Annotated in this window: 17 protein-coding genes; 8 read left to right on the top strand and 9 right to left on the bottom strand. The window is 41.7% G+C overall.

Annotation, left to right across the window (positions count from 1 at the left end):
• Positions 1-69: 69 nt before the first annotated feature.
• Entirely contained in the window at positions 70-2,304 is a 2,235-nt protein-coding gene (locus KTO63_RS04650; protein WP_217790026.1) for an FUSC family protein, read from the bottom strand.
• A gap of 214 nt (positions 2,305-2,518) precedes the next feature.
• A complete protein-coding gene (locus KTO63_RS04645) occupies positions 2,519-3,706 on the bottom strand; it encodes a C1 family peptidase (protein ID WP_217790024.1) in 1,188 nt (395 codons plus the stop codon).
• Positions 3,707-4,127: 421 nt separating this feature from the next.
• Between KTO63_RS04645 and KTO63_RS04640 the strand changes: the two genes are divergently transcribed.
• From KTO63_RS04640 to KTO63_RS04625, 4 genes are all read left to right on the top strand, one after another.
• A complete protein-coding gene (locus tag KTO63_RS04640; protein WP_217790023.1) occupies positions 4,128-5,033 on the top strand; it encodes an Abi family protein in 906 nt (301 codons plus the stop codon).
• 207 nt (positions 5,034-5,240) lie between these two features.
• Complete coding sequence (locus tag KTO63_RS04635; RefSeq protein WP_217790022.1) at positions 5,241-9,023, top strand: AsmA family protein; 3,783 nt, start codon at positions 5,241-5,243, stop codon at positions 9,021-9,023.
• 25 nt (positions 9,024-9,048) lie between these two features.
• Positions 9,049-9,744, top strand: coding sequence for a thioredoxin domain-containing protein (locus tag KTO63_RS04630; protein ID WP_217790021.1), 696 nt, complete (start codon positions 9,049-9,051; stop codon positions 9,742-9,744).
• A gap of 129 nt (positions 9,745-9,873) precedes the next feature.
• Positions 9,874-10,179, top strand: a complete 306-nt coding sequence (locus KTO63_RS04625; RefSeq protein ID WP_217790020.1) for a hypothetical protein — start codon at positions 9,874-9,876, stop codon at positions 10,177-10,179.
• A gap of 147 nt (positions 10,180-10,326) precedes the next feature.
• Here KTO63_RS04625 and KTO63_RS04620 read toward each other — a convergent pair whose 3' ends face one another.
• The 3 genes from KTO63_RS04620 to KTO63_RS04610 all read right to left on the bottom strand — a co-directional run bounded on the left by KTO63_RS04620 (position 10,327) and on the right by KTO63_RS04610 (position 13,909).
• The gene (locus tag KTO63_RS04620) at positions 10,327-10,596 is read right to left on the bottom strand and encodes a hypothetical protein (protein ID WP_217790019.1); all 270 of its coding nucleotides are present in this window, start codon (positions 10,594-10,596) and stop codon (positions 10,327-10,329) included.
• Between the two features lie 87 nt (positions 10,597-10,683).
• Complete coding sequence (locus KTO63_RS04615; RefSeq protein WP_217790017.1) at positions 10,684-13,032, bottom strand: ATP-dependent helicase; 2,349 nt, start codon at positions 13,030-13,032, stop codon at positions 10,684-10,686.
• A 181-nt stretch (positions 13,033-13,213) separates the two neighbouring features.
• Positions 13,214-13,909, bottom strand: coding sequence for a YjjG family noncanonical pyrimidine nucleotidase (locus KTO63_RS04610; RefSeq protein WP_217790015.1), 696 nt, complete (start codon positions 13,907-13,909; stop codon positions 13,214-13,216).
• A 213-nt stretch (positions 13,910-14,122) separates the two neighbouring features.
• On the opposite strand from KTO63_RS04610, the gene KTO63_RS04605 reads away from it, so the two are divergent.
• Together KTO63_RS04605 and KTO63_RS04600 are read left to right on the top strand one after the other, a co-directional pair.
• Positions 14,123-14,824, top strand: coding sequence for an SDR family oxidoreductase (locus KTO63_RS04605; protein ID WP_217790013.1), 702 nt, complete (start codon positions 14,123-14,125; stop codon positions 14,822-14,824).
• 376 nt (positions 14,825-15,200) lie between these two features.
• Positions 15,201-17,099, top strand: a complete 1,899-nt coding sequence (locus KTO63_RS04600) for a BatD family protein (protein ID WP_217790012.1) — start codon at positions 15,201-15,203, stop codon at positions 17,097-17,099.
• Between the two features lie 63 nt (positions 17,100-17,162).
• Here the strand turns inward: KTO63_RS04600 and KTO63_RS04595 are convergent, their stop codons facing one another.
• On the bottom strand, positions 17,163-17,699 hold the full coding sequence (locus KTO63_RS04595; RefSeq protein ID WP_217790010.1) for a hypothetical protein: 537 nt from the start codon (positions 17,697-17,699) through the stop codon (positions 17,163-17,165).
• A 268-nt stretch (positions 17,700-17,967) separates the two neighbouring features.
• On the opposite strand from KTO63_RS04595, the gene KTO63_RS04590 reads away from it, so the two are divergent.
• Both KTO63_RS04590 and KTO63_RS04585 read left to right on the top strand, forming a co-directional pair.
• A complete protein-coding gene (locus KTO63_RS04590) occupies positions 17,968-18,957 on the top strand; it encodes an SDR family NAD(P)-dependent oxidoreductase (protein WP_217790009.1) in 990 nt (329 codons plus the stop codon).
• 126 nt (positions 18,958-19,083) lie between these two features.
• Positions 19,084-20,157: a carboxypeptidase-like regulatory domain-containing protein gene (locus tag KTO63_RS04585; RefSeq protein WP_217790008.1), complete on the top strand. Its 1,074-nt coding sequence runs from the start codon at positions 19,084-19,086 to the stop codon at positions 20,155-20,157.
• 108 nt (positions 20,158-20,265) lie between these two features.
• On the opposite strand, the gene KTO63_RS04580 is transcribed toward KTO63_RS04585, so the two are convergent.
• From KTO63_RS04580 to KTO63_RS04570, 3 genes are all read right to left on the bottom strand, one after another.
• A complete protein-coding gene (locus tag KTO63_RS04580; protein WP_217790007.1) occupies positions 20,266-20,796 on the bottom strand; it encodes an NADPH-dependent FMN reductase in 531 nt (176 codons plus the stop codon).
• Between the two features lie 222 nt (positions 20,797-21,018).
• Entirely contained in the window at positions 21,019-21,531 is a 513-nt protein-coding gene (locus KTO63_RS04575) for an O-acetyl-ADP-ribose deacetylase (RefSeq protein WP_217790006.1), read from the bottom strand.
• Positions 21,532-21,729: 198 nt separating this feature from the next.
• Entirely contained in the window at positions 21,730-22,677 is a 948-nt protein-coding gene (locus tag KTO63_RS04570) for a UDP-3-O-(3-hydroxymyristoyl)glucosamine N-acyltransferase (RefSeq protein WP_217790005.1), read from the bottom strand.
• Positions 22,678-22,904 lie beyond the last annotated feature (227 nt).

Raw genomic sequence — 22,904 nt, 5'->3', positions numbered from 1 at the left:
ACGGGCTTCGACAAGCTCAGCCTGACAGCCTAAGGGAGCTGTCACCCTGAGCTTGTCGAAGGGTTGAATTTACGCAGTATTAAATTTTCCCGCAATTTTTTCCATGTCGATGGAAATTTTGTGCACGTACTCAAATTGATCGGTGATGGTCTTCAATTGCGACAATTGATGCCTTGTGTCGGTATCGAATGATCCGGCTTTAAGTTCCTGTACACGCTGCGATAACAGCTCTTCCACTTTATTTCTCACAATGTATTTGCTTTTTTGTATCTGCGTCATATCCTGCGTGCTTACACTATTGCCATCGAGGATTGCGATTGTGTTATCAAAATGAGATATGCTATCATCTATAAGTGGAAGAAAATCCATCGAAACATGCTTTTGCCCAAAACTAAAAACATAAGAAGCAAGCGTTGCAATGTGCGATGCCAGTATGTGATTGGAAACTGTGAGCTGATAAATCTGCATACTGTTTTTCTGCTTGCTGCGCGGCTCGGAAAGCATGCGCTGGAAAGCATCTGAAAGATTGCTTAATGCTACGAAACTTTCTTTTCTGAAAAATTTATACTGAGAACTGTTGAAGTCTTTGCCCGTAAATACTTGTGCAACTGCGTTGAAATAAACAGCATTTGCTTTGATGCAATTTGTAAGCAATTTTTTTATTTGCTCATGCTCCCATTTCGGCGGAATAAGCATTACAAATGCAAACGCAATAACAGAGCCGATCGCGGTATCAATTACGCGATCCTGAATGACCCTTTGAAAGTCATTATGCTTGAGGAAATAGAATGCAAGCAGTATGTAAAAAGTCATGAAAATAACCGCTATAAAATATTGGAGGCGCAGCAAGCTGTATGCACCCAACATTCCGATGATCATCAACACCACCAAAATCACCGTCCTGTCTCTCAAAAAGTACAGGGTTGTGGCACCTATCACCGCTCCAATGACCGTTCCTGCAAGTCTTTGAAAATTCCGTTGTTTGGTAAGGCTGTACGCTGGTTTTAAAATAACCAGTATGGTAAGCAATATCCAGTAGCCATGGCCAACAGCTATTGCTTTTGCCAAAAAGAATCCAGCCAGCATCGCCAGGCTCACCCGTAATGAATGCCTGAAAATGTTTGAGTGAAAATTGATGTTGGTGAAAAACTGTCTTGTGCTGATCTCTGTATGTGATACGAACTGGTTATAGTCAAGCGTGGCGTCTTTTTCAATGTTCAGGTTTTTATCATACCGCGTATAACGGTGCATTGTCAGCAAGCGATTGCGAATGTCGACGATGCTGTCGAGTATGTGTCGCAAACTGATGAACCCTTCAATATTGGTTTCGTTGAGATGTTGGTGCCTGTATTCAGAAAAGTGCGTTTTAAGTCCTTCAAGCGCCTGTGTGAGGTCGTCATTTGGAACTGACTTTGTGCCTTCCTGCAATGCGATGCCTATGTTTTCAAGTTCTGAAGCAATTTGTAAAATAATCACCTGGAACCTGTGCAGCATGTCATCATCAAAGCAATCATGCAGCGCCTTATAATCCTGCTGAGAGGTCATAATGCGTTCAAAAAGATCAACCGAATCGAGAAAGGTCATTAACAACACACGACCCGTATGCGTTGTTTCCTTAACAATGCTTCTCGTTTTGAACAACACTTCGCGAACCAGGTTTTGTTTGGTGTGTATATGCACCTGTTCTTCCAGCAACGTTTTGTATGCTTTTTCGTAATCAACATTTTTATTGTACAAAGAAGCCTTGATGCGGGTGTATTTTGCCAGCGATAAAATGGAATCGCCAATTGCTTGCTGGGCCAACTTGTAAGGCCGCAATCTGTTCAGCAAAACGCTCCAGAGAAAATACCAGATGCCCCCGGCACCTACGAGCCCTGCATTTATGAATATTTCTTTGGTGGTGTAATTATCATCGATGTTCAATACCAGCAGTAAAAGCGCCGCCGCACCAATTGAAGAAGCGCGCAAACCATATACGCCGATCATCGAGAAAGTAAACGCAGACAGGGCCAGCTCAATTGCCATCAGCCACGGAACCCTCACAGTAAAACCCACGATAATGGCGCCAAGGAAAATAAGAAGAATGGTGATGCGCATGGCGTTTCTGCGGTGGTGTATGGGACCGGGAGTATCTACGCTGCTCGTGCAAAGTGCGCCCAGCACAAACGTAATTCCCATGGCCAGGTGGCCAAGATAGGAAGAAAGCAACACGGGAATCATTACAGCGGCAGTAATGCGGAACCCTTCATTTACATAATAACTCGTCGTGAACTTTTTGTATGCCTTTAAGTCGTCTACTATCATCCTGCGGTGGTGTAATATTTTGTGAAGATAACAGGTTTAGTTGTTAGTTGTTAGCAGTTAGTTGTTAGGCTTTTGCGACTCATCGCCCGCAAGAAAGCCAAAAAAGTATAGTGAACAATGGAACGGAATTCCTAACAACTAACAACCATCAACTAACAACAAAAAGAAATGCCCCAACATAATGTCAGGGCATCTTAGCTTATAGCGAAAGTTCTTAGAGCTTCATTTTCGCAGCCATGTCTTTGGAAAGCGCCGCTTTGTTTACCAGCAAACCGGTTGTTTTAAACAACACATAGTTTTTGGTAACGTATAAATAACCTTTGTAGTCGTTTGTTTCGCCCCATGAGTTTTTAACCACATAGTATTCTTTACCGTTTTGATCTACTGACAAACCTACGATCTGCATGCCGTGGTCATCTGTAGTAAGGTAATTGTTGAATGCGTCCTGGCGAATTTCCGGAGTGATTGTTTTTTCAGTTTTTGGACCGTTGAACATTTCTACTTTCTCCATTTCAGTCATATCAGCAAGTTCTTTTTCAGGAACGTATGCGATACCGTTTTTCCAGCTGAAATATTTTTCGCTCACGTCAGTTGCCCAACCCACTGAATAACCGTTTTTCAAAGCATTGTCGATGATAGCGGTCATGTCGTTCATTTGAACGTTGTACGCATAATCATAACTCCAGTTATCAGGAATTGGCAAAAATACTTTTTGGTAGTAAGGCTGATCGTTTAAAGAAGTTAACTCCACATAGTCCGCAGCATTTAAACCAACCACTTCTTTAGCAAAAGTTTGCGGAGTATAAGTTTTTCCGTTGTACTGAAACTGATCAGGAACTTTGCCCAGGTAAGCATCCAATGCAGCAGTAAACGCAGTCAGCCAGTTTGGAGTAAGTTTGCCATTTGCATTTTTGATGATGCCATCCAGCATACCTTTCAATGCATCCTGCATTTCGCCGAATTTATTGATTGATGTGCCGTAATTCAATCCTGTATAAACAGATTGAGGAACCGCTCCATATTTAGCGTACATGTTGATCACGTCATGCAGTTCACCGCCATCTCCCCAGCTCACAGAACCGTGCATGCGTACATATTGTTTTGCTTTTTCGATGTATACGCAACGTGCGGTGAAGATCTCCGCAATGTCAACTGGCTGTTTGCCTTTGCGCAGCATTTCAGATTCAAGGAACGAGTTTCCTGAATAGCTCCAACAGGTACCGCTGCTACCCTGGTTTTTTACAGAAGTTCTTTCGATGTTGTAAACACTTGTAAAAGCAAATTTGTCTTTAGCATTTGCACTCGCATTACCGCTCAGCGAGTTTACGAGGTTATCTTGTGCCCAACCTGAAGCAAGGCTCATAGCAGCCACAGAAAACAGGATGATGTGCTTCTTTCCCATATCGTTTAAAATAGTTTTTTAAACGGCTAAGATAAGGAGGCACGGTATTTTAAAAAAAGAATGTATATCAACGGGTAATTTCTAAATCCAATCCGGCGTTAAAAGCTGATGAACGCAATGGTAGCGGGGATCTTGCCGTTGTAAAAGGGCTGCAAATTGATTTACTGGTTGCGACTAATTCCGATGCTTTAGTATAAACTAGTCTGCAACTTATACAATGCTAAAAACAAAAAGTTATGGCATTGTTATCTTAAAGTCAAAACATTATGCTATATTTGCGCCAATAGTACTCACCACGCTACCCGTCAGATCAGCGTCCCAGGGTGAGTCTTTTGCGTTTATAAACCTATTTACAATACACCTCTCGTGTTAGCCTCATGGCGAGCATCTGGGAGGTTTTTTTATTAATAATCCTTAGCCTGTGAAATGCAATAAGCCAGCCACGGACATATCACAACAAATAAAACAATTAAAAAATAGGGGGCTTATTATTACAAACGAGGTCACTGCTGCACACACTTTGCAAAATATTAGTTACTATAGGCTTTCCGGGTACTGGTGGTCGATGCAATCAAATAAGGTTTCGCATGTTTTTAAACCAAATAGTACTTTCGAAAATATCATCGCTATCTATGACTTTGACCGCCAGTTAAGGTTTCTACTCTTTGATGTAATAGAAAGAATTGAAATTGGATTTCGTACAAAATTAATTTACAACCTTTCACACGAGGCATCGCCGTGGTGGTTCGAAGATGGTTCGTTGTTCAAAAATCATGTTGAACATGCCGATACTTTGATTCTAATTGATAAAGAGCTAAATCATTCTAAAGAGGTTTTCATTAAGCAGCATAGGACGACATATTATTCAGACATCCGTCGGCCACCAGCATGGAAAACATTGGAAATCGCCAGCTTCGGCAATCTTTCAAAACTATACGGCAACCTGCGTCCAAGTATAAGATCTAAAAACACAATTGCTTTTGAATTAGGTACTGTAAACCATACCTATTTACCAAGCTGGCTTCAAACCATCGCTCAAATACGAAATATTTGCGCTCACCACGGGCGACTATGGAACAAAAATCTTCCAGGGCGACCCAAGTTGTTAGCCAAGCCACCTAGCGCATGGATCAAAAATATTCCTCCCGTAAACGAACATCATATGCTTTACATTCATTTGTGTTGTATGAAGTACTTGTTAAACATAATAAATCCCCGTAACGATTTTCGCGACAAACTTGAAACCTTGCTTGGCAAGTATCCCAATATTGATCCCAACGCTTTAGGTCTAAAAGCTAATTGGCAAAACGAACCTTTATGGCAGTAGAAACAATTCATCCCTTCTTCCTTTATTGTTAAATTACATATAGCATTAACTTTAAAAATGTCTCGGAAACATTATTTCATATAGTTTGACCAATCGGTAGTAAATCCAGCATCAACAAAGGATCTGGTTAAACTTTTGTCAATCGCTAGTTGATTGATCAACAATACTTTATTTGTTGTATTTTACATACCCAGGCTATGACAGATAATGAGAAGACGCTATAAAGCAATATTGATCGGTTTTTTATCTCTCGTCTTACCAATTGCAGGCGTATTACTGTATGTAAAGCTTAACATACGTTCAGTGATCAAGCAAATGGTAAGGGAACAGACCCATGGTGCCTACGAGCTTGATTTTAAGCGCCTTCGGGCCAATTATTCCACCCTTACTTTTACTGTGGAGAGAGGAAAACTTACTTCCCTGGATACCAGCAACGGCCAATCACGATACTTTGTAACGTTTCCAAAGGTCATTTTGCAATTGCAAAGCCTGGGCGATCTGATCTGGCGCAAAAAATTGAACATCACTTCCATTGCATTTCAAAAGCCGGAGTTCAACATTGTCATTCAAAAAAACAGTAAGCGAACGGGATTTTTCCAGAATGCCGGTGATATTTACAAGTACCTGAGCAGTTTTGCAGAAGCAACCAACATCAACAACGTCGAAATAAAAGACGCCACACTTCTGCTGAAAGATGAAACCAGGAATGATTTTACCTACAGCATTAAAAACATCGATCTTTTTGCAAAAGGTTTTCACCCTACAGATAGCACTACCACGACAAAGCATCGCGTTTTTTTAACGGATGCGATCAAACTCGACGTCGGTCCTCAAAAGGTGGTGCTCGACAGCAATAAAACAGTTTCTTTTCACGCATTGCATTTGTCTACCACAACGGCCAATCTTACAATGGACAGCATTTTGTATGAAGGCGCACAAACTGATTCTACTGATGCTTTCAAAATCAATTTGCCGTCACTTCGATTGAAGAAATTGAATTTCGGAAGATTGTACAACGAAGGCATTTTGCAGGTAGACTCGGTAATGATCAGCCAGCCGCGTACGCAGCTTACTGTTAATCTTTCGCCGAAGGCAAACAAAGCAAAAGATGTGAAACATATCATGCATGATGTGGTATCGCATTTGTTTGGCGATATAGATGTGCATTACCTGGAAATGACAAACGCCAACACGCACCTGGTTACGCGTTTCCTGCACCAGGAAAGAAATATCGATATTGAAAAACATACTCTGCAGGTAAACGATATTTATATCACCGCCGGAGATTCAGGCACCATTAACCTCGGGGATTTTACGTTCTCGGTAAAGGAATACGAATCTTTCTCGCCGCATAACAAGTACCGGATGCAGTTCAACCAGTTTAGCATCAAAAATGGCGGTGACATTGTTTTGAAAAACCTGTTAGTTTACCCAACCAGTACCGCTACCAAGCCTTTGCTGGCGCTTCCTCAATTAACCATTGATGAAGCCGATATTGGAATGCTGCTAGTGGAAAAGAAAATAAAAGCGAAAAAATTTGTGCTGGAATCTGCGGTGATAAAACATGAGCTGAAAGATTTAAAGGAAGGCGAATCTGCAAAATCATTGGGCGCTATTTTAAGAGGAATTACGCTGAACGCTGATATTCGCGAATTGGAGTTTAACAACGGAACCTATTCCGTGGTCCGTTATGGTGCAAAGCCGCTGAAGTTTAGCGCGGACAGCCTGCATTTGTATTTCAAATTTAAAAATAACAGGCTTCGCCTGCAAAGCAGTTCGGATCTGCTGGATGCGTTGCAAAATATATCGGCGAAAGATCTTCAGTTTGAAAATAGTTCTTACAACTTGCAGGCGGCTGCAATGGAATACAAAGAGGATAAAATATTGCGCCTAAATAATTTCAATTTTCGACGATCAGAGAACAGGCACTTTGAAGGCAAATCGCTCATCATCGATCATCCGGATATTGCGGTAATCCTTGATGACAATAAATTCATTGCCAAATCTGTCGAAATAGACGACGCTGATATTACACATGAGGGACGAAATCAAAATCAACCTGCGGCGGCAAGAAGAGCAAACCTCGACGTGGATATAGACAACTTTGTGCTGAACAATATTCACTTGTCTTCATTTGAACGTGGTGATGTAAAAATCTCGGGCAATAACATTTCTGCAGTTCTGCAAAATGTACACAAGACGCACGGCGAGCCAGTTACATTTAGTTTGAAGGAGGCGCACACTGGCGACGTAAATTTTTCGGATAACTACATCACTGCAAAAACATCCAAAATTTCAATTGTTGTAGGCTCCTTGTCTACCATAGAAGATTTCTCGTTGCATCGTATACAAAATGGAGACACATTGCTGATCAACTCCCAGCGATTGTATTTTCAGCCATCGCAATTCGACATTGCAACCAGGCAAATTGCACTTGATCATTTGTACGCGGACACCGCAAAAGTGTATGCTGTGTTTGCCAATACAGAGAAAACGCCAAAAAATGCTACCAAAGGAAAATGGCTGTTTAACCTGCAAAGATCAAGGCTCATCAACGTGGACCTTACGGTGAAGAGAAACAACATGGAGTTTATCTCCCCGTCGTCTGATATAGGTTTGGAAACTTTTAATTCCACCGAAAAAAACATTATAGCAAGACTCGGTTGTAAAGACTACGCATTTCGTTTTCACCAGGATACAACGCTGGCAAACGTTACCGGTAAAACGCTGAGAACAAGTTTTAAGCTAACTGGCGACGATGGCGAGAGAGCGATGAATATAAAATCTTTTGCCATTACCAATACGGACGTGCAATTTCAGGAAGGCAGCAAGCACAACCTGGTTGCTGAAAACGTAAACATGGATGCGCATAATCTGCAATGGCCCATGTCTGAAAAACCACCTGTGGCGGAATGGATATCACCAGATCATGCTTCATTCGTGGCAGTGAAACACATTGCATTTCCAACGGCTACAACAAATTTTGTTATTGACAGCATTAACTATTCAGGCGTAGAAAACAAACTGAATATTGGCTCTTTTTCTTTTGCGCCAAGACTTGCTACGAAAGAATATCTTGACAGTGTAAAATTTCAAACGGATTACATAACGGGGAAGTTTACTAATATTTCAGTTTCTAAGCCCTACATTAATCTGCAAACCGGAAGAAGAAATTTTAGTGCAAATCATCTCGGGATAAATGGCTTCGACATTTCTGTTTACAGGGACAAAATATATCCTGCAAACAATCTGTACAAAGCTTTGCCTGCAACGCTAATGAAGCGTTCAAGGCTGTCTGTTGACATTGACACCATTTCATTTAGCAAAGGCAATATTGATTACACGGAAGTGTCGGAGAAAACGAAGAAAGGAGGAACGGTAACTTTCAACGATGTCAATGGCATTGCATTTCCATTCAGGCTGAAGGACACTCATCCGAATGATACTTTCCGCGTAAACGTTTCGGCACTGTTTATGAACAAGAGCAGGCTTGCGTTGCAATACGCGGCACCGCTTTACAGCAGGAACGATGCGTTCATCGCCAATGTACAAATGGGCGCTTTTAATTTGAAAGACCTGAATCCTTTGCTGGTACCGCTTGCATCTGCCGTTGTACGATCAGGCGAGGTGGACAAGCTCGAGTACTCCATAAGAGGTGATAATTTTTCAGGTAAAGGGAAAATGGATTTCTATTATCACAGCCTGATTATAGAACTGCTGAATGAAACCAAAAAGAATAATTCTTCCTTTTCTTCAAGACTAAAAAGTTTTGCAGCCAATACGGTTGTTAAAAATAAGAATGACAACAGGACCGGCAATATTTACTTTGAAAGAATAAATTCCAAATTCATTTTCAATTACCTGTTCAAGCTTGCTTTCAGCGGAGTAATGACAAGTACAGGTGCAAAAAGCAATAAGGCGCTTCGCAAGCAGGAAAAGAAAGCCAAACAAAAGAGCGTTCTGGTCGATAATCAGTTAACAGATAATTAGGGTTTCATAATCGTAAATTTGTACCATGAAAAATATTCTGATCGCGCAAGTAATATGCTTGTTCCTTCTTTCGTGCAACCTGAATGGTCAAACAAAGACTGTACTTTCTGCAGATGAATTTCAACAACAAATAGGTGGTGATAAACAACTGCTGGATGTTCGTACATCCGGTGAATACAGCAATGGCCACATTGCCAACGCACTGCAGGCAGACTGGAACAACAAGGAAGAATTTAAGGATCGTGTGCAATATCTCGATAAAAATAAACCGGTGCTGATATACTGCCAGGTAGGAGGAAGAAGCGCTGCTGCTGCAAAATATCTTCGCGAAAATGGTTTTAAAAATGTAGAAGAATTGCATGGTGGAATGATTTCCTGGAAGCAAGCTAACAAGCCTGTTGCCGGCGTCTCTAACATTCCGGAAATGACGACGGATGAATTCACTGCGAAGGTAAATGTGAAGAAAACCGTGCTGGTTGATTTCGGCGCTGAATGGTGTCCGCCTTGCAAAAAAATGGAGCCTGTAATTGCAGATCTGCAGAAAGAATTAAAAGGAAAGTTTGAACTTGTAAAAATAGATGGCGGTGCAAATACTACTCTTATGAAAGCGATGGGCCTTGATAAAATTCCCGGATTTATTATTTACAAAAACGGCAAAGAAGTTTGGAGACAGCAGGGAGTTGTGGAAAAGGACGTGTTGAAGAAAGCGCTGGCGAACTAGTCTCAGTATGTCATTCGGACGGGCTATAGGTACAAACAATTTCTTTACCACTAAGACACTGAGGGCACTAAGTTTCACTAAGGGGCTTTGCTCTTTAATTTTCCACCGCTTAAAATAGAAAATACGACTATGAAAATGTTATGGTGCTGGAGATGTAAAATGGAAGTGCCCATGATGAATGAAGAGGAGTACAAAAATGCTCTTAAATTATATGCTGATGGCATAAGAGATAAAGACACTTATCCAGATTTTCAAACCCGTTTCAAAGCTGTTTTGGATTTTTACAACAAGGCAACGGGCTGGGAAGCAAAGCACCCGAATGCTATTTTGCACCATAGAATTGCGCTATATGGTCCACCATGTGAAAAATGTGGTAAGCCATATCGAACTGACAAGGCGAGCTTTTGTGCAGCATGTGGAAATAAACGGCCTTGAGACTCGGGCGAGCGTAACGGGTTCACAGAAGAAAGGAGCAGTGCATTACAAATCTCCTTTCTTCTGTGTAAAAAACTCTCTTAACTCTGTGCTTTAAAAACCTGGCCTTGTGTTTATCTGTGTCCTCGGTGCCTCAGTGGCAACTCCCTACTCATCTTCATCGGATTCCAGCCAGTCCATATAATCATAATACCAGGTTTCCAGCTCTTCGAGGAGTTCTTCTTTTTTTGCTGGATCGTTTTTGAAAAATGCATCTACATCATCAATCTCTTCCACGATGTCAATATGTGCATTTTCGCCATCTTCATCTTCCACGCGTTTAGCCACAAAGCGCGGCTGGTGCGTATGAATGATGTATTCATTATCCGGATCTGTTACCGGATCATCAGCGATCATAAATTTTGGTAGTTGCGCCATAGCGGTTTGTTTTAGTTGTTGTATGGTGAATGGTCAACCCATTTTCAAATTCTCAAATCTTCAAATTTTCAAATTCTCTCTCTCAAATTACTCAACAATCCTCAGCTTAGCATAGTTCAACATAATCTTCTTCTCTCCGTTCAGTTCAAACTTTACAGTAGCGATCGGGTTGTGTGCGCTGCCCTCCATTTTATCCACTACTCCAAAGCCAAATTTTTGGTGCTCCACTTTTTGTCCTGCCTGCAAGTTCGTGGTATCGCTTGGAACAAAATCTTTTGTTGGCACATGCTCCACAGTTTTAGCAGCGGGCTTTGGTGCAATGTAAGAAGGCGTTGCTGCTTTCTTTGCTGGCGGTGCGCCATATTGTTTTTCTGCTTCCTGGGCACTGTTTCCATAACCTCCGCGCATCCTGTCAAATGCAGAACCACCACCCCAGCTACCTGTTTGATTGCGTGGGCCACCACCGGCAGAAGTTCTGTCCAAAAATTCATTCGGAATTTCTTCTATAAAGCGGCTCGGTTCATTTTGTATCAGGCTGCCAAAGCGATAACGGCTGTTGGCATGAGTAATATATAATTTTTGCTTGGCCCTCGTGATCACCACATAAAACAAGCGGCGTTCTTCTTCCAGCTCTTCTCTTGTGTTGATGCTCATGGCACTTGGAAAAAGCGTTTCCTCTAATCCTGCTGCAAATACCACTGGGAACTCCAGACCTTTTGCTGCGTGTATCGTCATCAGTTTTACAACATCTGCGTCTGGGTCTTTGTTGTCAGCATCTGTCAATAGAGTGATCTGTTGCAAATATGTCCCTAGTCCTTTATCACCCACCTCACCATCTTCTTCGTTCATTGGCGTTTCGGTAAATTCCTTGATACTGTTCAGCAACTCCTGCACGTTCTCATATCTCGCAACACCTTCTGTACTCTTATCATTGAAAAGTTCTTTTACAAGATTGGTGCTTTTACCTACGGCAAAAGCAATTTCATATGCATTGCGCTTCGGCAATTCAGTCTGGAACATTTTGATCATAGTCACAAACTGATCGATTGCTTCAAGTGTTCCTGATTTGAAACCGAATTGTTGTGCATTTACGAGCACTTCCCACATGCTGATGTTGTGGGTATTCGCGAAAATTACAGCTTTGTCAATAGTCGTTTTTCCAATGCCGCGAACCGGATAGTTGATGATGCGTTTCAGCGCTTCTTCGTCCTTCGGGTTTGCTATCACACGCAGATAAGCCACCATGTCTTTTACCTCCTTGCGTTGGTAGAAGCTAAGGCCTCCGTAAATGATATAAGGAATCGCAAGTCTTCTCAAGCTTTCCTCAAATGCACGGCTCTGCGCATTGGTGCGGTAAAGAATGGCCACGTCTTTATTGCTGATGTGATTGCGAAGTTTTAATTCCTTAATAGTATCAGCTACAAATTTTCCTTCGTCGTTATCGCTCGCAGTGCGCACGAGTTTGATCTTTTCACCTTCGGCATTGTCCGTCCAAAGGTTCTTAGGAATTTGTCCCTTGTTATTTTTAATAACCTCGTTGGCTACATGGATAATGTTCTGAGAGCTTCTGTAGTTCTGCTCCAGCTTCACCACTTTCACATCATCATAATCTTTTTGGAACTGGAGAATGTTTTCGATTGTTGCTCCGCGGAAACTATAGATACTTTGCGCATCATCACCCACTACGCAAATGTTTTCGTGCATAGCTCCGAGCAGTTTGATAATTTCATACTGTGCAGGGTTGGTATCCTGGTACTCATCGATCAAAATGTATTTGAACTTGCGCTGGTATTTGCTCAACGCCTCAGGATAATTTTTCAGCAGTTTGTACATGTTCAGCAACAGATCATCAAAATCCATTGCGCCATTTTTAAAGCAGCGTTTGGCATAGGCATCATATATCTGCCCCATCGCCGGACGGTTCGCCCTTAAATCTTCCTGTTGAATGCCATAATCCCTCGCATATTCTTCTGGGCCAACCAATGCGTTCTTTGCGGAGGAAATGCGGTTGTAAACAACATTTGGTTTGTAGACCTTGTCATCAAGGTTCAGCTCATTTACTACCGTTTTGATAACGCCTTTTGCGTCATCTGTATCATAAATGGTAAAACTATTTGGATAACCGAGGTGATGCGCCTCGGCACGAAGCACCCTGGCAAACACACTGTGGAAGGTTCCGATATATAAATTGCGAGCCTCTGTGTTGTGCAAAATTTTCTCCACCCTTTCCTTCATTTCTTTCGCCGCCTTGTTGGTAAACGTAAGGGCAAGGATATTGAAACTGTCAACTTTGTGGTGCGCCATCAGGTGAGCGATACGAGTAGTAAGAACTTTTGTCTTTCCGCTTCCGGCACCAGCCACTATCATTATAGGTCCATTGCAATGCAGTACAGCCTCACGCTGTCTCTCATTCAATCCGCTTAAATAATCATGCATGGCCGCAAGTTACAAAAGGAAAAATTAAAAAATTAAAATGGGGAAAGGATTAGTTAAGAAGCTAAGGACCAATAGATTGAATAACTGAATAACTGAATAACTGAATAACTGAGTGGTTGGTAATTGTCGCGCAAAACAAAGCGCAGACATTCAGTTATTCAGTGATTCAGTTATTCAATTATTACAAAATATCTTCCAGCTCCTGCAACTTATAAATCGTATATGTCGGCTTCAGTTCAGTCTCTTCATTGATATGATTTACAAAAACCTGGTCGATGCCGGCATTCATGGCGCCCTGGATATCGGCTTCAAGGTTGTCGCCGATCATGAGGCTTTCTTCGGCGGTGGCACCGGCTTTCTTTAGCGCATATTCAAAAATCTCCTTATTGGGCTTTATGCTGTTGCTACCTTCGGAAGTAATGACGTTTTCAAAAAAATCAGTCAGGCCCGAATATTTCAGTTTGCTATGCTGTACCGTTTCAAAACCATTGGTAATAAGATGCAAGCGGTAGCCTTTAGCTTTCAGATAGTTTAAAATTTCTACAGCATAAGGGAAAAGTGCCGTTCTGTTGGGCAGCAAATCGAGAAAATGAGCGCTCATTTCTTTCGCCAGCTTTTCATCGCCTATCTTAAAATCGAGCAATGTGTGCCAAACCCTTTTCCAGCGCAACTCATCAGATTTAATAAATCCTTTATGATAACGCTGCCACAATCTTTGGTTGTGGATGCTGTATTGTTTGTAAAACTCATCAAAATCATTAATGCCAATATCTTTCAGTGAAAAATGTCCATACAAATGCTGCATGGTATTTTTCGCATTGGTTTCAAAGTCCCATAGTGTATGATCGAGGTCGAAGAAGAGATGCTTGTAGTTCATTGTTGGGTTCAATTATTATTAACTTGCCTTAATGCCAATTAATAATTAATAATTAAAAATTAATAAGTTTTCCGTGTAGGAGTACTGATTGTCGTATGAAAGCGTTTCTGTTTATCAGAAAAAATCCGTGTAAATCCGTCTAATCCGTGTCATCCGTGTGCCTTCTCTCTCGCTCTTACTCCTTAAATTGCAGCACAAAGATACCTTAACTAAATGAACATCATTATCACAGGCGCATCCAAGGGTTTTGGAAAATCGCTGGCAAGGAAATTTGCTTCCAATGGACATAATGTTTATATCTGCTCACGTAGCGCCGCGCAACTCTACAAAACGCTAGAGGAGCTGGTGACAGAATTTTCAGACGTTACCATAAAAGCAATGCCCTGCGATATCAGCGATAAAGAAAGTGTGCGTGAATTTGCTGATTGGATCGCGGCACAAAAAATAGACGTGGACGTACTGATCAACAATGCGGGGTATTTTATTCCCGGTAGCGTACACAATGAACCCGAAGGTGTTCTCGAAGAAATGTTGTCTGTGAATTTACTGGGTGCTTACAATCTCACAAGAAAACTTTTGCCTGCTATGATGGCGAGGAAAAGTGGTCATATTTTCAACATGTGCTCCATCGCTTCCTTGCAGGCATATGCAAATGGAGGTGCTTACAGCATCAGCAAATTTGCCATGCTGGGTTTCTCAAAAAATCTACGCGAAGAAATGAAGCCGCATAACATAAAAGTAACAGCCGTAATGCCCGGGGCAGCATACACCGATTCCTGGAGCGGTAGCGGTGTAGATCCTAAACGCATCATGGAGTCTGAGGATATAGCCAACATGATATTTGCGGCATCGCAGCTTTCACCTACGGCAGTAGTGGAAGATATTATCCTGAGGCCTCAACTGGGCGATCTGTAGTGCGACGTAAAACGTCAATCGTCAATGAGAGGTCTCAATTCCAATGTCGTTTAGTTAAGGAAAAGTCCTCCGCATTAATGCCCTACGGGCAAAAGTGGATGATTATCTTGATTTCTATTGATATCTTTTCCCTACGGGAAGGTTCTATTGCCCGTAGGGCATTTAATATTAATAGAGAATATAACAACAAGTGCATCTTGTCCGTAAGACATTAACTTAACAAAGCTTGTAATATCTTAACTAAACGACATTGGATCGCAATGCATGAATTTACTAATCGGGACAAACCTCAGAACTTAAACGATCCTTTCACGTTTCACCAGTCACCATGTGACACATTTATATTAATTTTCATTTTCAAGAAGGCTTAGCTAAAATGAAGACGACTTTTCACCGAATCACCGGCAGCAAATGGTTTTTATTGTCACTTGCAATGATGTTTACTTGTGCAAATGTTGTAGCACAAGGGAAATTCTATTGCCGTGTAAGCGATAATAACATCGCAAAAAATGAAACCCTGCAGATCGATTATGTCATCGAAAATGCAGGCTCCATCAATGATGTACAGCTTCCTGAATTCAGGGATTTTGCAGTAATAAGCGGCCCTAACCAATCGAGCGAAACCAGCGTTGTAAATGGCACAACCACATCTTCCTTCACATTGTCATTTCTTGTGCAACCAAAAGGCCCGGGAAAGTTTGTAATACCCGCTGCAAGCGCAAGGATCAACAATAAAACGATGCAGACAAACACTGTGAACGTTATTGTTGGAAACAGAATGAGCAAGAATACTCAGCAGCCTTCTATGCCTTCTATGAATATGGGTTTCCCGCCAATGGACATGCAGGACTTCCCCGATGAAGATGTGATATTGGGTGCCAAAGAAGATTATAATGAAAAGGTGAAGAAAAATTTGCTGGTGGTTTTGCAAGTGAACAAGACAAACTGTTTTGTAGGCGAACCGATCGTTGCAACCTATAAATTATGCTCAAGATTAAAATCTGAATCAAGAGTTACTAAAAGGCCATCTCTTGATGGATTCAGCGTATATGACATGGTGGATATGCAGACTGCGTCGCCTTCTGTGGAAAATATTGACGGTAAGCCTTTCACTGTGCATCTTATCCGCAAAGTACAGTTGTATCCTTTACAAGCCGGCAGTTTCACGCTTGATCCCGTTGAGCTGGATAATAAAGTTCGTTTTTTAAGAACAACGGCATCTGCAAAACAATCCCGCGATCCCATACAGCAAATGATGGATGGTTTTGGCAACCAAACATGGGAAGAACACAATGTTACACTTGCCAGCAAACCTGTCACCATTACCGTAAAACCTTTGCCTGATGCCAAACCTGCTTCATTCAAGGGCGCTGTTGGAAATTTTACCCTGGACGCCAAACTCTCTACGCAGGAGGTTCATGCCGAAGATGATGCTACTTTAAGCGTAACCATCGGCGGTGCGGGAAACATGCCGCTTGTCAACGCGCCTTCCGTTAGCTTTCCGCAAGGCTTTGAAGCATTTGATGCCTCGGTAAAAGAAGACGTTGATAAATCGGTAGCGCCCATTGCAGGCAGCAAGCAATTTGACTTTTTGTTTGTGCCTTCGGATACGGGCAACTTCACTATTGCGCCGATCACATTCAGTTATTTTGATCCTGCAGCAAATACTTACAAAACGCTCAATTCACAACCACTATCGATCCATGTTTTAAAAGCCTTGCATAAGCGCAAGAAAAGCGACAAGGCAAAAGCGACCATACAACCATTAAGCACCAATACGGGCCTGGCTGCATGGTGGTATTGGATTGCAGGAGGCATTGCAGTAATTCTGTTGCTGTTGTTGTTCTTTAGAAGAAAAAAAGCGCCTGCTGTTGTTGCAAAAAAAGAAACAGAAAAACCCGCACCGCAAAAACCTGTTGTAATAGTTCCGGAGAAACCGAAAGAGCCAGTTGTTGAACCGTCCATGTTCGAAGCTGATCCGCTGGAAACATCCAGGAAAGCTTTAAGCGATAATAACAGCCGTCAATTCTTCTCCTCTATACAAAACACACTTTGGGAAGCGGTAAGCAAAAAAACCGGGTTGCCACCAAGCAAGATGGATAAAAGAACTGCATTACAATTGCTGCAGGAAAACAATGTGAGCCTTACAGTGAGAACAGAATTGGAAAGTCTTTTGAATACTTGCGAAATGGCGCTGTACATGCCGCAGTCAGCTTCGGATATGCAGAATGTGTTGTACAAGTCAACTTTTGTGGTGAACGCTTTGAAAGGATAACGCATAATGCTTAACGCCTAACGCCGTGTGTAACACCTTGCGTTAAGCGTTAGGCGCCGTGCGTTATGGTTTTATCAACCCTATTTTACTGCTATCTGTGATCGTTATCTTTGGAAAAAGATCGTCTTTGGTGTGAGGAATATTGTCTACTCCAGAAGAAAATAAGATGTATTTGTCACCTTTATTTTCGTAGTTATAGAGCGAGGTTGTCTTACTAAGAAAAGTGCTTTGAGTTGGATCATTAATAAATATGAACTTATTGTTGGCTTTCAGCTCCTCTAGCTTATCGGGATAATGGCCGTGTTGCACTTTATAGAATTCAATTTCACCTACGAGGCTATTAAGGTTTGACTGCGATAGATCCGCAAAACCTTGTCTCCCAACTGAAGAATGGAAACCAACGTAGAACAGTGTTGCGTAACAGGCAATCGTCCAAACAATGCCAAAGACACCCATTAATGAGAACCACTTGTCTTTGTAGTAAATAATACCAATGGTGAGAAAAACAACGCCGGCAATAAAACCAAGTACTGGAATAAAACAAAGGATGCCTAATACATATAATGCCCCTGGCTTGGGTCGGGTAGTTTGGTTTGACATAATAGCTATGGTACTAAAAGGTTAAAGAAATATTCTTTGAATTTAAGAGAGAGATATAAAGCACAAACGGGTGAATACAACCAGCAGTTTCTTTTCGTATCTCCAGAAGTAATACAATGCCCATAACTTTAGCCCAGTACTTTACGAATAATGCATAATGCCAAACGCTTAACGCAGGGTGCCAGACACGGCGTTAGGCGTTTAGCGCTTAGCGTTCCGCTTTAAATTCCTACATTTGACCTTATTTTTTAAAAGCACTCAACAAAAAATGGTTCTTGTAACAGGAGGCACCGGGTTTCTCGGAGCCTATATTATAAAACATCTGGTTGAAAATGGCTACCCTGTAAGGGCCATTAAACGTGCTTCTTCAAAAATTCCTTTCTATTTACCATCACACGTTGCAGATAAGGTTGAGTGGGTCGAAGCGGATATCCTGGACGTGATTGAACTTGACAGAGCAATGAACGGCGTGGATACTATTATTCACTCAGCCGCCATGGTTTCGTTTGACAAAAACGAAAGAGCAGCGCTTTACCAAACAAATGTTGACGGTACTGCCAATGTGGTAAATGTTGCGCTTGAAAATAACATCGGCCGCCTTGTACATATCAGTTCCATTGCGGCACTCGGCAGAACAAAAAATGGCGAGCAGGTGACCGAAGAAAAAGAATGGAAAGACTCTTCTTCGAACACGCATTATGCCATTAGTAAGTACAAAGGCGAAATGGAAGTATGGCGCGCCATTGCGGAGGGTTTAAATGGCGTGATACTTAATCCAAGCACCATATTAGGCGTCGGCGACTGGAACAATTCCAGCAATGCGATTTTTAAAAATGTATACAACGAGTTTCCTTACTATACCGAGGGTATAAATGGCTTTGTAGATGTGGAGGATGTTGCAAGGGCCGTGTTGCAGCTAATGCAAAGTAATATTTCCGGACAGCGGTTTATCATCAGCAGTGAAAATTATAGCTTCAAAAAACTGTTTGATCTTATTGCAGAAGGATTTCAAAAGAAAAAACCTTCAAGATTAGCAACACGATTTATGGGGCAAATTGCATGGCGAATAGAAGCTGTAAAATCCATTTTCAGTCAAAAAAAACCATTGCTCACCAGGGAAACAGCAAAGATCGCGCAGTCCAAAACTTACTTCGACAATAGCAAGATCCTCAAAGCGCTGCCTGGTTTCCAGTTTGCAACAATAGAAGAAACCGTTAAAAAAAGCTGCGCAAAATATCTTGAGCAAGCGGGCAAGTAAGTTGTGAGTACAGAGTTATGAGTTTTAAGTTACCGGAAGCTAAATATTTGGCACCATTTTCATTCATCTATTCCATACAATGAAATTCTTAGGAATTCGTTTTTAAACAAAATCTCCAATATGCATATGCAAAGATTATTGCTTTCCGTACTGACGATTTTTTTTGTACAATTTGCCTTTGCGCAAAGTGATTTTTACGTAAAAGGGCGTGTTACAGATACAACCGGAGCGCCATTGGCGAAAGCTTCCGTTTTTTGTCAAAATACTACTCTTGGCACTATTACCGACAACGATGGTAATTTCCAGTTGAAACTTCCCAAAGGTGGTTATGATCTCATTGTAACTTTTACAGGTTATGAAACTTTTCAAACGCAGGTAAATAATAACAACGCAGCAAATCCACTGAGTGTAACGCTTCAACCAAAAGGCAAGCAACTCGAAGATGTGGTTTTTACCAGCAGCTCTGAACTGGCTGATGGCCTGGAGAAATATGGAAGCTTTTTTAATGCAAACTTTATTGGCAGCACTGAAGATGCAAGCAAATGCCAGATAGAAAATCCACAGGCACTGAAATTCTTTTTCAGCAAAAAGAAGAACCGCTTAAAGGTAACCGAACGCGAAGACCTTGTGATCGTAAACAAAGCACTTGGTTACAAAATTCACTACAAACTGGATTCATTAACCTATGAATACAGCAACAAAACCTGCACCTACACAGGCTTTCCGTTCTTTGAACCATTGGAGGGAACGCCAGAGGAACAAAAAGTGTGGAAGGCAAACCGCCTGAAAGCATACAATGGCTCGCGTATGCATTTTATGCGTGCATGGTACAACCGCAACCTGGAAAAAGAAGGATTTGAAATAGAGAAAGTAACAAGTCTTAGTCCTTTCGCGGTTGAAACAATTTCCAATCCTTACGATTCGTCTCTTTACGGTATCGACAGCAATGAAGTGGCCATTAATTACGACGGAAGATTGAGAATAAAATATCACAATGAAATGCCGGAGAAGGCATACATCGAGTTTTACAAATTGCCTCCGCAACTGCGTGCGCAGCTTACGGTGATTGAAATTAACGAAGGCTTCAATATTATGTCAAACGGATATTTCTATGACCAGAATGATGTAACCAACAACGGCTACTGGAGTTGGGAGAAACTGGCGGAGCTGCTGCCGTATGATTATGCTCCAGAGGAGTAGAAAGTGGAGAGTTGAGAATTGAGAGTTGAGAGTTTTTTATGTGCCATTTTGTTTAAATAATTTGGGAAGCCTTAACTCTCAATTCTCCACTCTCAACTCTCAACTTCTTCAAAACGCACTGATCAAACTATTCATCAGCACTTCAAATTCTTTCGCAGTCTTCTCGTCGATCATATTTCCTGCCGCATCAAATTTTTTCAAAACGATCGGCACGGTAACAGAACCATTCTCTACCACTTTCGCTCCCATCACTTTTATTGTCACCAGCAATGAGGCATGTGCTTTATCGCCTCCTGTTGCAAGCGGCGAAGCACTTATGGTTGCAGTAGGCTTATCTGTAAACTCACCTGAGGAAACGATCCAATCCAAACCATTCTTTAAAACACCCGGCACACCGAATGCATATTCTGGTGTGCAAATGATTACGCCATTTGCCTCTTTAAGTTTTGCTCTGAACCTGGTGACTACTTCAGGAGATTTTTCGTTGTCGATGTCGGGATTAAAGTGAGGCAGCGCCCCGAGTTCATCGTAGATTTCAAACGCTACATCTGATGGCGCTATCTTCTGCAAATATTTTAAGATGGTTGTGTTGGAAGATGTAGTACGCAAACTTCCCGTAATGGCTAATATTTTGTTCATGGTGTTGTTTTCAAGATTTACCACTAAGGCACTTAGGGCACTTAGTTTCACTAAGTAAATTTTAAACCGCAGAGGGCGCAGAGAAGGAGCTCTCTAACTAAACGAAAATTTGTAGGGCGCAAAGGAAACGAAGATTTTAATCTGCCTTCGTTTCCTTTGCGTAGAACTTTGAGCCCTTTGCGGTTAAATGGTTTCTTAGTGCAGCTTAGTGTTCTTAGTGCCTTAGTGGTGAACCAGAGACTTAATAATTGAATAACTGTCTTCATCAAAGCAAACGAAAGTTACTTTAGTTGGCTTCTTGTGTGTTTGCAAAAATTCAGTAACCGTTCTAACAGCGATCTCCGCCGCCTGATCTTTTGGATAACCATAAATACCAGTGCTGATATTTGGAAAAGCTACAGTGTCGCAATTGTTTTCAACAGCCAGCTCCAAAGAATGTTTATAGCAATTGGCCAGCTTCTCAGCTTCGTTTTTGCTACCACCGTTCCAAACGGGACCAACAGTATGAATAACAAATTTTGCCGGTAAATTTCCCGCTGTCGTTATCACAGCATCGCCTGTTTTGCATTCACCTTGCCTTGCCCGTATTTTCCTGCAGTCTTCTAAAATAGCAGGCCCGCCCGCGCGATGAATGGCTCCATCCACACCGCCACCTCCTAAAAGAGAAGAGTTAGCTGCGTTTACAATCGCATCTGCATGCACTTTGGTTATATCGCCTTTGATTACTTCTATCATGGGAGAAGTTTTGAGTTATAATGCTTTCAGAAGATTTTAGCTTCGGAGCTCTATGCTGTTGCGCAACATTTCATCGCCGGAGGCGATAGAATAATCCTCCGAAGCTAAAAGCTTCGGAGAGCTCAACATCTTAAACTATTTCTTACATCTTTCCTTCCATTCATTTTCAAATTCCCAAATCTTCAAATTTTCAAATTGCTATTTCCCCATCACCTTTGCCCATAGTTCGGGAATTCGTTTTACCCAAACTATCTCTTTGATCTTTGTTGAAGCTTCATCTACAGGTGAACCAAAATACGTCTTACCACCTTCCAGTGATGACGGCACTCCACTTTGTGCATACACTACCGCGTTTTTACCAATGGTCAATGTTTTACTTACACCCACCTGGCCCCAAAGTATTACGCCGTCTTCAATGGTTGTTGCACCGGCAATACCAACCTGTGCTGCAAACAAACAGTTTTTACCAACCACCGTATCGTGACCAATATGTATGAGGTTGTCCATTTTTGTTCCTTTACCAATCACCGTATCGTGACTAACACCTCTATCGATAGTGCAGTTAGCGCCTATCTCTACATTATCTTCAATCACCACTCTGCCACAACTGATCATTCTTTTGTACCAAACCTCCCTGTCTTTTTTTGTGTTATAGTAAAATGCATCCGAACCGATCACAGTCCCTGATTGTATGATCACGTTATCACCGATCACACAATGATCGAGTATTTGTGCACCGGAATGAATGACACAGTTCTTGCCGATGGTAACATGATGTCCCACAAACACATTCGGATAAACCACTGTGCTCGGATCGATCACCGCAGAGTCGCTGATCATTTTCGTAGCCGGCTCAAACGGACGGAAATGTTTTACAATGGCGGAGTATGCTTCAAAAGGATTTTCAACAACCAGTAAAGCTTTGCCTTCGGGCACCATTACATTCTTTGTATTGATGATGATAAACGATGCCGCCGACTGAATGCACTTATCATAGTATTTAGGATGATCAACAAACACCAGGTCGCCTGGTTCTACTTTATGTATCTCGTTTATTCCCGTGGCTTGTCCGTTTGCATTGCCTATAAGTTCTGCTTTTATAAGATCTGCTATCCATTGAATAGAAACAGGAGAAGGAAATTGCATGTTTTGATTTTTTGCAAAGTTATAGCTGTGTTCAAAATGGCGAAAAATGATTTCAAGAGACAAAAACGGTGTTTGGACGACCCGCTACCCAAAAAATTTTTTGCGGCTCTGAATCGTTAACAAACGATTTATTTGAGGCTGTTTTTCTCCTTCCTCAAACAGCAATGATGATGTTGTGTTTTATAAAAAAGCATTTAGTTTTAAAACACGAAGCGCTGAAACGCTTT

The sequence above is a fragment of the Pinibacter aurantiacus genome, assembly GCF_019130065.1.
GTDB lineage: Bacteria > Bacteroidota > Bacteroidia > Chitinophagales > Chitinophagaceae > Pinibacter > Pinibacter aurantiacus.
Note: the sequence above shows the minus strand (reverse complement) of the source record. Positions and strands in the feature narration are given on the sequence as shown.